Here is a 13616-nt window from a genome sequence, read left to right on the forward strand (position 1 = left end):
GGCCCCGCCCCGTTTTCATAAGCGCCCGCTTAGAAAAGAGGCCCGCATCACAGCACGGACCGCGTGACCTCAGCAGTACGTGCAGGTAACTTCCCTCACAGTCCGCCCTTTTCCCGCGCACCTGGAGCCGTGTGATGCCCGAAGCCGTGATCGTCTCAGCCGCCCGCTCCCCGATCGGCCGCGCCTTCAAGGGCTCGCTGAAGGATCTGCGGCCGGACGACCTGACCGCGAAGATCATCGAGACCGCGCTCGCCAAGGTCCCCGAGCTGGACCCCAGGGACATCGACGACCTGATGCTCGGCTGCGGCCTCCCCGGCGGCGAGCAGGGCCACAACCTCGGCCGCATCGTGGCCGTCCAGATGGGGATGGACCACCTCCCGGGGTGCACCATCACCCGCTACTGCTCCTCCTCGCTCCAGACGACCCGTATGGCGCTGCACGCCATCAAGGCCGGTGAGGGCGATGTCTTCATCTCGGCCGGCGTCGAGACCGTCTCGCGCAGCATCAAGGGAAGCTCCGACGGCCTGCCGGACACCCACAACCCGCTCTTCGCCGACGCCGAGGCCCGCACCGCGGCGCGCGCCGAGCAGGAGGGCGCCGACTGGCACGACCCGCGCGAGGACGGCCTGGTCCCGGACGCGTACATCGCGATGGGCCAGACCGCGGAGAACCTCGCCCGCCTCAAGGGCATCACCCGCCAGGACATGGACGAGTTCGGCGTCCGGTCCCAGAACCTCGCCGAGAAGGCGATCAACGACGGGTTCTGGGAGCGGGAGATCACCCCGGTCACGCTCCCCGACGGCACGGTCGTCTCCAAGGACGACGGCCCCCGCGCGGGCGTCACCGTCGAGGGCGTCTCCGGCCTCAAGCCGGTCTTCCGCCCCGACGGCCTGGTGACCGCCGGCAACTGCTGCCCGCTGAACGACGGCGCCGCGGCGCTGGTGATCATGTCGGACACCAAGGCGCGCGAGCTGGGCCTGACCCCGCTGGCCCGGATCGTCTCCACCGGCGTCTCCGGCCTCTCCCCCGAGATCATGGGCTACGGCCCGGTCGAGGCCAGCAAGCAGGCGCTGCGCCGCGCCGGCCTCTCGGTCTCCGACATCGACCTGGTCGAGATCAACGAGGCGTTCGCCGCCCAGGTCATCCCGTCCTACCGGGACTTGGGCATCGACCTGGACCGGCTGAACGTCAACGGCGGCGCGATCGCCGTCGGCCACCCCTTCGGCATGACCGGCGCCCGCATCACCACCACCCTGATCAACTCCCTCCAGTGGCACGACAAGCAGTTCGGCCTGGAGACGATGTGCGTGGGTGGCGGCCAGGGCATGGCGATGGTCATCGAGCGGCTGAGCTGAGCGGGACCACGGGCACGAGCGGCCGATCCGAGCCGCGACGTCAGCGCTTCACGGGGTGTGCGCGGGAAAACGGACCAACTTCCGCCCCGCGCACACCCTTCGCGCTCGCATGAACACGGGCGGCGACACGGCGTGACCTGCGCCACTCGTTAACGAGATCGCGACCCAATCTCCCCCAGGATTGTGACCAACGCCCTGGGGGAGCGGTGTTCTTGCAGGTCAGCAGGGGTGCGCCGACGCATACGACGCCCTGACTCCCCTCCATTTCGGGACATAGGGCACAAGGTGCGGTCGCCGACCACCGGCAGGCTGATGTAGGAAGTCGGAGAACAATCTGCTAACGGGAGTACGCCGGTGACCGAGCCGCTACCAGGCGTGATCCCGAGCGAGCGCATCAAGGGGGTCGCCCGGTCCGATGGCCGGGGGAAGTCCGAGTACCGGTGCGCGGCCCCTGGGAACAGGGCCGCCGAGCGAAGTGGGGAGGACGCATGAGCGAGCGCCCCCGAGCGGGTCAAGAGGTGCGCGTCTCGCCCATGCGGGACCGAACGGAGAGAGGTTTCGGCGTGAGCGAGCTCTGCGAGCGAACCAATGAAGGGGGCGCGCCTCGCGAATGCGAGGCCGAGCGAAGCGAGGTTTCGGCATGAGCGAGCCCTGCGAGCGAACCAATGAAGGGGGCGCGCCTCGCGAATGCGGGGCCGAGCGAAGCGAGGTTTCGGCATGAGCGTCCACACCCTCGTCGTGCTGGTGGCCGCGGCCGCCGCCGTGGCGCTGGGCGCCGCCGCCCTGCACACCGCCCGCGGCCTGCGCCGCCAGATCGCCGAGCTGCGCGCCGAGCTCCTCGCCACTCGTCAGGACACCGCGGCCGCCGCAGAGGCGCATCCGGCCACCGCGGCCATCCCGGCCGCCCGTACCGTCCCGGCCGCCGAGACCCCGCTCGCGGACATACGTGCCGCCGTCGCGGACGCGCTGGCCGAGGAGCGGGAGCGCGAACTGGCCGAGGCCCGCGCCTTCTGGGCCGCGCAGGAGGCCCGGGACGCGGCCGACGCCCCGTCCCTGCTCGGCGGACTCGTCGGCCTCGGCGACGAGGGACTGCTGGACCCCCGCGCGGATCAGCGCGAGCCGTCCGAGCGCCCGGAGTCCGACCGGCTCGACATCCAGCCGTTCCTGCCCCGCCAGGCGGATCTGGCCGGTCTGGAGCCGCTGCTGGGCCCGGACGCCCTGGAGGCGATGGATCACCTGGAGTCCATGGAGGCGCTGGAAGCCCTGGACGCGCCGGAGTTGGAGCCGGTCGAGGAGACCGAGTCCGCCGAGCTGGCCGCCGCCCGCCGGCGCCACCCCTCGCACCCGGACTTCTCCCCGTCCCCGGTGATCAGTGATCATGAGCGCACGGTGGCGCGCCTGGAGGAACTGGCGCAGGACGCCACCCCGCTCGCGGACGTCCGCCCCGGCCCGCTGGGCACCCTGGACGTCTATGTCTTCGCCGACGGCACCACGCTCTGTCTGACCCCCGGGCAGCGCGAGACCGCGGAGCGCGTGGCCGACGCCCTGCACGCGGGGCGCACCCCCGTACTGCTGGGCGGCTCCGGTATCTCCGGCGCTTACGCGCTGACCTTCTCCTGGGGCGAGACCCGCGAGGAGAGCGTCTACATCCTCGCGGACCGCGTCATCGCCTCGCTCTGACCCCGCCCGGCGGGCCCGGCCGACGAGGTCTTGGACCACCGGCCCTAGCAGCGGTCCGCCACCGCCCGCACGCATCGCACGGCCTCCGCCAGTTCGTCGGCGGGGGCCACTTTCGCGTCAGAGTTCGCCGTCCCGTCGGCCGGGTGCGCCGCCGCGGCCCGCAGCGCCTCGACAAGATCGTGCCCGGCCACCGCCAGTTGGTCACCCGCCGCGAACATCCCCGCGTCCGGCAGCTCGTACGGCGGCTCCCCCGGCCGCTCGATCAGCTGCGCCCGGGTCGCCAACTGCCGGGCCAGTGCGAGCGCTTCGGCCGCGGCGCCCCGGTCGAGCCTGCTCTGGGGCAGCGATCGGAGGCGGTCGGCGAGGGCGTCCACGGCGGTCTGCAAGGGGGTCACGTCAAGCACGTCGTGAGCCTATGCGCCACTCCCGGGTGGTTGCCAACGCCCGAACGCTCAGGCACGGTGGCCTGAAGAACCAGCATCGACCGCGTCCGGAGGCGCCGATGTCTCAGCTCTTCTCCGAAGAGACCCACCGGAACATGCTCTCCCGTATCCCGCACTGCACCGGCCGGGAAATCTCCGACTGGCTCCGTACCGTTGACGAGGGCCCCGCCCTCTTCCGCTTCGATGAGAAGGTCAGCTGGCTCCGCGGCGAGCACAACCTCGCCTACGGCCACGCCAAGGCAATCGTCCACGAATACGATCTCAGGCGCGCCGCGCGCAAGTTCTGATCCACGCTGCCGGGCTCCGTGCCGGTCCGGCTCAGAACCTTCACCTCATCCGGCACTCCGCACGTCGAAGGGCCCGCGGGCGATTCGCCCACGGGCCCTTCGACGGTTTGCGCCGGCGCACGGGGCACCGGCGTCGCGGGGCGTCAGTCGCCCCGGAGGATCGAGATCAGCCGCAGCATCTCCATGTAGATCCACACCAGGGTCAGCGTCAGGCCGAACGCCGCCAGCCAGGACTCCTCGCGCGGAGCGCCGTAGGCGATGCCGTCCTCGACCTGCTTGAAGTCCAGCGCCAGGAAGAGCGCGCCGAGGACCACGCCGACGATGCCGAAGACGATGCCCAGGCCGCCGCTGCGGAAGCCGAGGCCCTCACCGCCGCCGAACGCCATGAACAGCACGTTGACCAGCGACAGCAGGATGAAGCCCATCGCCGCGATCATCACGAAGCGGGTGAAGCGGGCGGTGACCCGCACGATCCGCGTCTTGTAGGCGACCAGCATGGCGACGAACACCGCCATGGTGCCCAGCACCGCCTGCATGGGGGCGCCGTTCATGTTCGGCAGGCCGTTGAGGAAGCCGCTCAGCGCGCCGAGGAACAGGCCCTCCAGCGCCGCGTAGCCCAGGATCAGCGCGGGCGACGGCTTCCGCTTGAAGGACTGCACCAGCGCCAGCACCATCGCGACCAGACCGGCCCCGATGGCGAAGCCGAGGCTCTGGGTCAGGAACAGCCAGCCGACGGTGGCGCCCGCGATGACCGTGCCGAGCGTCATGCCCGTCCGCGCGACGACATCGTCCATCGTCATCGGGCGGGTCTGCGGCGTGTACTGCGGCGGCGCCTGGGTGGCGGGCTGCCCCTGGGCGTACGGGTTGGTCGGGTCCGCGTAGGGGTTACCGCCCTGCGCGTAGGGGTTCGCTCCGGCGTACGGGTTCGCGGCGGCCCCGGCCTGCGGCGGTGCGTTGAAGCCCGCGTAGCCGGTGTCGCGGCTGAACCCCCGTCGCGAGAAGACCGGGTTGCTGCTCCTCATCTCACTCCTCCATGGCCGCCCTGCGCGGCCTTGACGGCAAGCGTAATGGCTTGGCAAAGGCGCGTCGCTAGTTCTTGAGCAGGATCTTTCCCTGAACCCGCGACGGCACATCCGCCATGAGGAGGACGTGTGGGAGACCACAGACGTGCCCGGAGCAGGATGCGGACCGCGCCGCGTCGCCGCGACGGACCGCTGTCGCACCGTCACACCTCCCGGTCCCGGGCATTCCGGGTATTCGATCTCCGGCCATCACCTTGCCGTCTTCTTGTCGTCTTCTCTCGTCCTCTTGTCGCCGCCCGTTGCCGTCGTCCGCTGGCGACGGGCTCGAACTGGGTTTTTCCTTCTGCTCCGCCCGGGGCTTCTTCCCGCTGCCGCCGAACGGAATCCGATAAATGTCTGATCGCAACGGACGTACCGGACCCGGCAGGCAACCGATTCCCGGGAGGGGCCGTCTTCCCTGCCGGCCGGAGCTTGCCCTGGTGGGTGGTTCCGCAGGGCTGACGCATGGTCAAGATCCGACCCCGGAGTGCCCCTTCTCGACGCACCCGCGCCTCACTGTCCGTAGCGCTATGGGCGCGATCGGTTGTAATCCGAGGGTACAGATAGGGCTATTCTGGCGGGAAACAGCAGCGAAAGAGGGTTGAGGTGCCTGTGCCTGACGTCTCAGTAGTCGTCATCGTCTACAACGACGCCGACCGGTTGCCGACCGCGGTTCAGTCCGTGCTGGACCAAACGCTCCGGGACGTCGAGGTGGTGATCGTCGACGATTGCAGCACCGACCGTTCTTTCGAAGTGGCGCAGCGGCTCGCGGCCGATCACCCCGGACGGGTCAGAGCCTTCCAGCTGCCGGAGAACAGCGGTGCCGGAGGCGAGCCGCGGAACGTCGGCATCGAGCACACCGAGGGCCGCTACGTCATGTTCCTGGACAGCGACGACGTCCTGGAAATCAATGCGTGCCGCAATATGCTGGAGGCCGCCGAGGAATCCGGCTCGGATATTGTTTCCGGTCTGTGCGTCCGGCTGCACAAGGACACCCGCAATCAGAAGCGCGACGAGTGGTACGCCTGGCTGTACTCCACGACCCGCACTCTGGAATCCGTCACGGAATTGCCGGACCTGTTCGTCTGGGACACCCTTTCCACCAACAAGTGCTATCGCCGCGATTTCCTCATCGAGAACAATCTCCGATTCCCCAAGGGGATGTTCTACGAGGACCTGATGTTTATCGCCGATGCATATCTGGCGGCGCGCCGCATCACCCTGATCCCCAATCAGGTCTATTTCTGGCACGTATACGAACGGGCCGCCGTGAAGTCGGTGACGAACCGGCGTCACGAAATGACCAACTACACACACCGGCTGGAGATCCACCGGCGCATCGACGCATTGCTGGCGGAACGCGGACTGGATGAGTTGAAGCTCGCCAAGGACGTGAAATTCCTCAAGCACGATCTGGTGCTGCATCTGCGGGATCTGCCGTTCCGCGACGATGCCTATCGCCAGGAATTCTCCGAGCTCTCCCGGGAATACCTCGCGAGCATCGCCCCCGAGGCGTACGAGCGCGTCCAGCCGATCCAGGCCATCTGCGCCTACCTGCTCCAGCAGGGTGACTGGGACCACCTGATCCCGGCGGTCGACACCCTCATCAACCGCGACAAGCTCTCCTCTCCGCTCAGCGAGCACGACGGCCGGATCTACTGGTGCGGCGGCCACTTCGACGATGCGTTCGGGCGCGAGATCCTGGACGTGACCGACATCGGCTACCACGAGAAGCCGGTCAACCAGCTCTTCCTGCGCAACCAGCTCACCCGCTTCAGCGCGTCCGGGAAGTCGGTCTCGCTGGCCGGCCGGATCACCAATCCGCTCGGCGTCATCCCGCCCGGCGCCCGCCTCACGGGCCGGCTGGAGTTCAGCGCCCGGCGGCGCAGCCTCCAGTCCTTCCACTTCCCGGTGCGGGAACTGCGTCACGAGGGCGACACCGTCCACTGGGAGGCCGCCGCGGACCTCACCGCGAAGCTGCGCCCGCTCGGCATCGTCGACACCATCTGGGACGTACGGCTGCGCCTGGACGTGGACGGGGTGGGCACCACGACCCGGCTCACCGTCGCCGACACCGCGCTGTCCGAGCCGCTGCCGGTGCGGCCGCGGCTGACGCGGATGGTCGCCGACCACCTCGAACCGCATGTCTCGGCCAAGGGACATCTGGCGTTCCGCCTGGTCAGCGAGGGCCGCAACGCCGAGCGCGTCCAGGAGCTGATCAACCGCGGGGTGCGCGGCAAGCCGGGGACGCTGGCCAAGACCGGCTACCGCAAGGCGAAGGCGCTGCGCCAGAAGGTCACCTCCGGCGACAACAAACTCCGCGCCTACCACGAGGTGTTCTGCCGGCTGCCGGTCAAGAAGCGCACGGTGGTCTTCGAGAGCCACCTCGGCAAGCAGTACAGCGACAGCCCGCGCGCCCTCTACGAGGAGATGCGCCGGCAGGGCCTGGAGTTCGAGGCGATCTGGTCGTACGCCGGGTCCCCGAAGGACTTCCCCAAGGGCGTCACGCTCGTACGGCGCTGGTCGCTGCCCTACCTCAAGGCGCTGGCGCAGGCCGAGTTCTGGGTGGACAACCAGAGCTATCCGCTCAAGCTCACCAAGCGCCCGGAGACCACCTACCTCCAGACCTGGCACGGCTCGGCGCTGAAGAACATGGGCTTCGACCAGCCGGCGCTGAAGGCACAGACCCGCCGGCAGCAGGAGGAGCAGCAGCGTTCGCTGGACCGCTTCGACCGTTTCCTGGTCCGCTCCGAGCACGATGTACGCACCCTGGCCAAGGCTTTCCGGCTCCAGGAGAAGACGCTGCTGCGGGTGGGATACCCGCGCAATGACGCACTGGTGCACGCCCGGCAGCGGGAGGCCGAGCGCGGGGTGCGCGAACGCGGGCCGCTGGCCGCGGAGTTGGGCATTCCCGAGGACCGGACCGTACTCCTTTACGCGCCGACGTTCCGCAAGGCGGGCGGCCGGCACGGGCGCTTCGAATTGCCCTTCGACGTGGAGCGTTTCGCCGATCAGTTCGGCGACCGCTATGTCCTCCTGGTGCGTTCGCACTACCTCAATCATGTGGTCCTGCCACCGACCGTGCAGGGCCGGGTCATCGACGTATCGGCGCGCCACGATGTGACGCCCCTGCTGGAGCTGGCCGACGGGCTGATCACCGACTATTCGTCAGTGATGTTCGACTATGCGCTGCTCGACCGTCCCCTGGTGTTCTTCACCTACGACTACGACGAGTATGTGCACGAGGGCCGCGGCACCTACTTCGATCTGCTGGAGCACGCGCCGGGTCCGGTGGTCCGCACCGAGGACGATTTCCACGAGACGATCAAGTCGTTCGAGTCGCAGGCACTGGAATACGCGAAGAGCCGCAGGGAATTCGTCGCCAAGTTCGGCGAATACGACCGGGGCGACGCCGCCCGGAGCATCGTCGATCAGTTTTTTGCGCAGTGGAGCCGTTGATGACCAAGTCGAACGCAGCCGAGCCGCGGGACATCTTCTTCGTGTCCAACAGCGTCAACGAGCTGGGGGGCATCACCAGTTGGTCGCACCAGATGGCGCGGCTGTTCAGCGAGCGCGGCCACCGGGTGCACCTGGTCGGCGTGGTGCCGGCCCCCGAGGGCCGGGTCCAGGAGCTGGCCCCCGACGTGCCGTTCCGAACCACCACGCTGTACGCCGAGCACCCGCCCTCGGTGACCCCGGTACGCGGCCTCAAGGACAAGCTCAACCTCGTCGAGCAGCGCCGCCGGGCGGCCCGGGAAGCCGGAATGCGGGAGCAGGCGGCCAAGTTGAGCGCGCTGTTCCGGGCGGCGAAGCCGGGCGGGGTGGTGATCGTCACTCAGGTGTGGGCCATGGAATGGGTCGCGCTGGCCGACACCGCGGAGCTGACGGTGTTCGGAATGAGCCATGAGTCCTTCGACACCTGCCGCAAGTCCTCCCGCTTCGCCCGGGTCAAGCGGTTTTACCAGGATGTCGACCGAATGCTGACGCTCACCCGGGAGGACGCGGACCGCTGGATCCGGCAGCGGATGGACAACGTCGGCTTCATGCCGAACCCGCTGCCCTTCTTCCCCGAGGTGCCCTCGGACCGCTCCGCCAAGTGCGTGGTCAGCATCGGCCGGCTGCACGAAGAGAAGGGCGTGGACCTCCTGTTGGAGGCCTGGGCCAAGGTCGCCCCGCAGCATCCCGACTGGACGCTGCGGGTCTACGGCTCCGGGGAGGAAGAGGAGGCGCTGCGCAAGCAGGCCGCGGAGCTGGGGATCGCCGCCACCGTCGAGTGGATGGGGCGGACCGGCGATGTGCCCGGTGCGCTGCGGGAGAGCGCGGTCTTCGCGCTCAGTTCGCGGGGTGAGGGCTTCCCGCTGGCGCCCATGGAGGCGATGGCGACGGCCGTGCCGTGTGTGGCGTTCGATGTGGCGCCCGGCGTCCACGAGATCATCACGGACGGCGTGGACGGTTTCCTCGCCCCGCCGGGCAATATCACCGAATTCGCCCGGCATCTCGACGCCCTGATGTCCGACAAGGAGCTCCGGGACACGATGGGCGAAGCCGCCCGGGAGAACATCCAGCGGTTCTCCACGGAGGAGATTGTCGGCCGCTGGGAGAGCTTGTTCGCGCTCGTGGAGCGCTGAGCCGACAACTCACAATGCGAGAAGGGGCCGCCGGCTTTCCCCGGCGGCCCCTTCTCGTTGAAAATTCAGTTAAGCTCCGCTGCGCGCGGAGTGCCCGGAGCCGGACTTGAACCGGCACGGCCGTAGGCCAGCGAGGTTTAAGCTCGCCGTGTCTGCATTCCACCATCCGGGCTGGGATCCCCCATGCCACCTCAAAGAGGGCAGCACGAGCGTAGCCCGCAGTGCACGACGCAGATCGGCCGCTCTTCCCGAGGTTGTCTTATTTTATTGGCAACTGAGTGAGCATCAGCGACCGGTACAGGCCTTCGGCACATGCCTGAAGCCCACCTTCGATGGGAAGCCCCCCGGCGCATTTTCATGCCCGAATTGACGGAAACTCGATGCCTCGACGGCGTGACCGTCACCCCCGCCCGGCCGCCCCTCCCGCGGCCGTGAGCAAGGCAACAGCATCTGGAGTCGCCTCCTCCGCAGGGATGACGGGCGAACCCCCCATACGTCCCGGGGGTGGTCGAAAGCGACCACAGGGGTTGACGCCCCCGCCCCGCCCCCGGGCCCACGATGGAGAACGTCCGCATTCCGTCCGCCACCCGAGTCCCCGGGGCCGTCGCGGACCTGATGGCCCCTCGTACGACAGGAGCACCCCCCGTGACCACCCACCACTCCGGCGTCGCCACCGCCCCCGGCTCCACGACGGCGGCCGCCCGCGCCACGGACCTCACCAAGGTCTACGGACAGGGCGAGACCCAGGTGGTCGCCCTGGACGCGGTCTCCGTCGACTTCCGACCGGCCGAGTTCACCGCGATCATGGGCCCCTCGGGGTCCGGCAAGTCGACGCTGATGCACTGCATGGCCGGGCTGGACTCGATCTCCGGCGGCTCCGCCCGGATCGGCGACACCGAACTGACCGGGCTCAAGGACAAGAAGCTCACCCAGCTCCGGCGCGACAAGATCGGCTTCGTCTTCCAGGCGTTCAACCTGCTGCCGACCCTGACCGCCCTGGAGAACATCACCCTGCCCATGGACATCGCGGGCCGTAAGCCGGACCGTGCCTGGCTGGACCGCGTCGTGGCGACCGTCGGCCTCAGCGACCGCCTCAAGCACCGCCCCAGCCAGCTCTCCGGCGGCCAGCAGCAGCGCGTCGCGGTCGCCCGCGCGCTCGCCTCCCGGCCCGAGATCATCTTCGCCGACGAGCCCACCGGCAACCTCGACTCGCGCTCCGGCGCCGAGGTCCTCGGCTTTCTGCGCAACTCCGTACGCGAACTGGGCCAGACCGTGGTGATGGTGACCCATGACCCGGTCGCCGCCTCCTACGCGGACCGCGTGGTCTTCCTCGCCGACGGCCGGATCGTCGACGACATGGCCCGCCCGACCTCCGACACCGTGCTGGAGCGGATGCGCAACCTTTCCGGGGCGGCCCCCCGGACCCCCGGCCCCGACGCCCGGGCCCGCACGACCTGATCAGCGGCAGCCGCCACCCGTACCACCGGACCTCACCTCCAGGACCCCCTCATGTTCAAAACCGCCGTGCGCAACGTGCTTGCGCACAAGGCCCGGCTGCTGATGACCGTGCTCGCCGTGATGCTCGGCGTGGCCTTCGTCGCCGGCACCCTGGTCTTCACCTCGACCATCTCCCAGGCGTCCCAGGGCGCGATGCAGCAGAGCTTCCGCGACGTCGACGTGGCCATCCAGCCGCAGTACGACGAGGCCACCGGCGCACCGCCCCTCCTCGACCAGAAGCTTCTCGACAAGGCGGCCCGGGTGCCCGGCGCCGCCTCCGCCACCGGCGTCGTCCACGGCTTCACCGCCATCGCTGACAAGAAGGGCGAGCTGATCGGCGACGCCTCCCACAGCGAGGGCGGCAACTACGCCCCCGGTACCGGCGGCAAGGACCCCCGCTACCCGATGCGCAACGGCGCACCCCCGCACGGCCCGCACGAGTTCGCGTTGGACGCCCCCACCGCGGACAAGGCCGGCTACCAGGTCGGCGACACCGTACGGATATCCACCAACGGCCCGGTCCACGAGCAGCGGCTGACCGGCATCTTCACCGCCGACGCCCACCGGGTCCCGCCCGGCAGCAGCCTCGCCCTGTTCGACACCCCGACCGCCCAGAAGCTGCTGGGCGCCCCCGGCAGCTTCCACGAGATCCAGCTCAAGGCCGACCCGGGCACCTCCCAGACGGCCCTGAAGGCCGCGGTCGAGTCCGTGCTGCCCAAGGGTCAGGCCGAGGCCAGCACCGGCAAGCAGCTCTCCGCCGACCTGGCCGAGATGATCAAGAGCAAAAGCGAAGACATGGAGCGGGCCCTGCTGGTCTTCGCCGGCATCTCACTCTTCGTCGGCATCTTCCTCATCGCCAACACCTTCACCATGCTGGTCGCCCAGCGCACCCGGGAACTGGCGCTGCTGCGCGCGGTCGGCGCCAGCCGCCGTCAGGTCACCCGCTCGGTGCTGCTGGAGGCGTTCGTGGTGGGCGTGATCGCCTCCGTGGTCGGCCTGGTCGCCGGCATCGGCATCGGCGCCGGACTGCGCTCCCTGACGAGCAGCATGAGCGCCACCACGCCCGACGGCCCCCTGGTGGTCCCCTTCTCGGCCGTGGTGGCCTCCCTGCTCGTCGGAGTCCTCATCACCGTCCTGGCCGCCTGGCTGCCGGGCCGGCGCGCCGCGAAGGTCCCGCCGGTCGCCGCGATGAACAGCGTGCACGCCGCCCCCACCACCAAGTCGCTGGTGGTGCGCAACACCCTCGGCGCACTGGTCGCGGGCGCCGGAACGGCCGGAGTGCTGGCCGCCACCCACCTCTCCGACGACGACGCCGGCGCCAAGGTGATGAGCCTGAGTGCGGCGGCGGCGATGACCGGCGTGTTCATCCTGACCCCGCTGCTGTCCCGCCCGCTGATCGCGCTGGCCGCACCCGTCCTGCGGTCCTTCGGGGTCGCCGGCACCCTCGCCCGGCTCAACGCGGTCCGCAATCCGCGCCGTACGGCCGCCACCGCCTCCGCGCTGATGATCGGGCTGACCCTGATCACCGGTCTGACGGTGGTCGCGACCAGTGTGCAGACCGGCATCGAGAAGCAGGCCGTCGCCTCCCTCAAGGCCGACTACGTGGTCTCCATGGCGGGCAACCAGCCGCTCTCCCCCGAGGTGGCGAAGAAGCTCGGTGCCCTGGACGAGGTCACCGCCGTCAGCCCCTTGCGCCAGTCCGTCACGGGCGGCGCCGACCCCACGATGCTGACCTCCGTCGACGGCGGCACGTTCGACCGGCTCACCCGACTCGACTTCACCCAGGGCTCGTTGGGCCGGCTCCAGGGCGACCGGGTGGTGGTCGACGAGCGGACCGCCGAGCGGGGCAAACTGCACCCGGGCTCCCGTATCCCGGTGACCTTCAACGACGGAACCAAGAGCGCCCTCACCGTCTCGGGTGTCTACGAGCCCAGCGACATCCTCATGGGCGTGGTGGTGGACCACGCCACCGTCGACGCGCACCAGAAGCAGGCCACCGACACCCGGGTGCTGGTGAAGACCCGGGACGACGCCTCCGCCGCCACCAAGGAGGCGCTGGTCACCGCGCTCGGCAAGAACCCGGCGATCTCCGTCGCCGACCGGCAGCAGGTCTCCGACGAGATCGCCGGCCAGATCACCATGATGCTGAACGTGCTGTACGGGCTGCTCGCCATGGCCGTAATCGTCGCGGTGCTCGGTGTCATCAACACCCTGGCGATGTCGGTCTTCGAACGCGCGCAGGAGATCGGGATGCTGCGGGCCATCGGACTGGACCGCCTCGGCATCAAGCGGATGGTGCGGCTGGAGTCGCTGGTGATCTCGCTCTTCGGCGGGGTGCTCGGGGTCGGCCTGGGCGTCTTCTTCGGCTGGGCCGGCGGTCAGCTGATCGGCAAGACGATAGAGGGATACGAGATGGAGCTGCCCTGGGGACGGATGGGTCTGTTCCTCGCGGTGGCGGCGCTGATCGGTGTCCTGGCGGCGCTGTGGCCGGCCCGCCGCGCGGCCAGGATGAACATGCTGGCCGCCATCAAGGCGGAGTAGCGCGCAGCCGCCGGTGGGTGGGGGGGGGGGGGGGGGGGGGGGGGGGGGGAACCCTTTCCCCCGCCCCCCCCCCCTCCCCGCCCAGAGCCCCCACCCCCCCACCTCCCCTAGTTCGGACCCCCGC

General features: G+C 69.6%; 9 protein-coding genes and 1 tRNA gene. 7 read left to right on the forward strand and 3 right to left on the reverse strand.

The genetic code is table 11. From position 1 onward, the window contains the following. Positions 1-134 precede the first annotated feature (134 nt). The gene (locus ACZ4XD_RS25205) at positions 135-1355 is read left to right on the forward strand and encodes an acetyl-CoA C-acetyltransferase (protein WP_468045588.1); all 1221 of its coding nucleotides are present in this window, start codon (positions 135-137) and stop codon (positions 1353-1355) included. Between the two features lie 717 nt (positions 1356-2072). Beyond that, positions 2073-3035, forward strand: coding sequence for a hypothetical protein (locus ACZ4XD_RS25210; RefSeq protein ID WP_468045590.1), 963 nt, complete (start codon positions 2073-2075; stop codon positions 3033-3035). 44 nt (positions 3036-3079) lie between these two features. Here ACZ4XD_RS25210 and ACZ4XD_RS25215 read toward each other — a convergent pair whose 3' ends face one another. After that, complete coding sequence (locus ACZ4XD_RS25215) at positions 3080-3439, reverse strand: hypothetical protein (protein WP_468045592.1); 360 nt, start codon at positions 3437-3439, stop codon at positions 3080-3082. Between the two features lie 98 nt (positions 3440-3537). Here ACZ4XD_RS25215 and ACZ4XD_RS25220 point away from each other — a divergent pair, with 98 nt between their 5' ends. Then, positions 3538-3765 carry a DUF4287 domain-containing protein gene (locus ACZ4XD_RS25220; protein ID WP_042156435.1) on the forward strand — a complete coding sequence of 76 codons (228 nt, stop codon included), beginning with the start codon at positions 3538-3540 and terminating at the stop codon, positions 3763-3765. Positions 3766-3908: 143 nt separating this feature from the next. On the opposite strand, the gene ACZ4XD_RS25225 is transcribed toward ACZ4XD_RS25220, so the two are convergent. Continuing rightward, positions 3909-4787 (reverse strand): Bax inhibitor-1/YccA family protein, encoded by an 879-nt coding sequence (locus ACZ4XD_RS25225; RefSeq protein ID WP_468045594.1) that lies wholly within the window; start codon positions 4785-4787, stop codon positions 3909-3911. Between the two features lie 651 nt (positions 4788-5438). On the opposite strand from ACZ4XD_RS25225, the gene ACZ4XD_RS25230 reads away from it, so the two are divergent. Next, the gene (locus ACZ4XD_RS25230; RefSeq protein WP_468045611.1) at positions 5439-8285 is read left to right on the forward strand and encodes a bifunctional glycosyltransferase/CDP-glycerol:glycerophosphate glycerophosphotransferase; all 2847 of its coding nucleotides are present in this window, start codon (positions 5439-5441) and stop codon (positions 8283-8285) included. Beyond that, complete coding sequence (locus tag ACZ4XD_RS25235; protein WP_468045596.1) at positions 8285-9454, forward strand: glycosyltransferase; 1170 nt, start codon at positions 8285-8287, stop codon at positions 9452-9454. Before ACZ4XD_RS25230 ends, ACZ4XD_RS25235 begins: the two co-directional genes overlap by 1 nt. A 91-nt stretch (positions 9455-9545) precedes the next feature. Here ACZ4XD_RS25235 and ACZ4XD_RS25240 read toward each other — a convergent pair. Further along, positions 9546-9626, reverse strand: a tRNA-Leu gene (locus ACZ4XD_RS25240). 473 nt (positions 9627-10099) lie between these two features. On the opposite strand from ACZ4XD_RS25240, the gene ACZ4XD_RS25245 reads away from it, so the two are divergent. Together ACZ4XD_RS25245 and ACZ4XD_RS25250 are read left to right on the forward strand one after the other, a co-directional pair. After that, positions 10100-10912: an ABC transporter ATP-binding protein gene (locus tag ACZ4XD_RS25245; protein ID WP_468045598.1), complete on the forward strand. Its 813-nt coding sequence runs from the start codon at positions 10100-10102 to the stop codon at positions 10910-10912. A 51-nt stretch (positions 10913-10963) separates the two neighbouring features. Beyond that, a complete protein-coding gene (locus ACZ4XD_RS25250) occupies positions 10964-13492 on the forward strand; it encodes an ABC transporter permease (RefSeq protein WP_468045600.1) in 2529 nt (842 codons plus the stop codon). Positions 13493-13616: the final 124 nt, after the last annotated feature.

It is taken from the genome of Streptomyces sp. NPDC029466 (genome assembly GCF_055574515.1).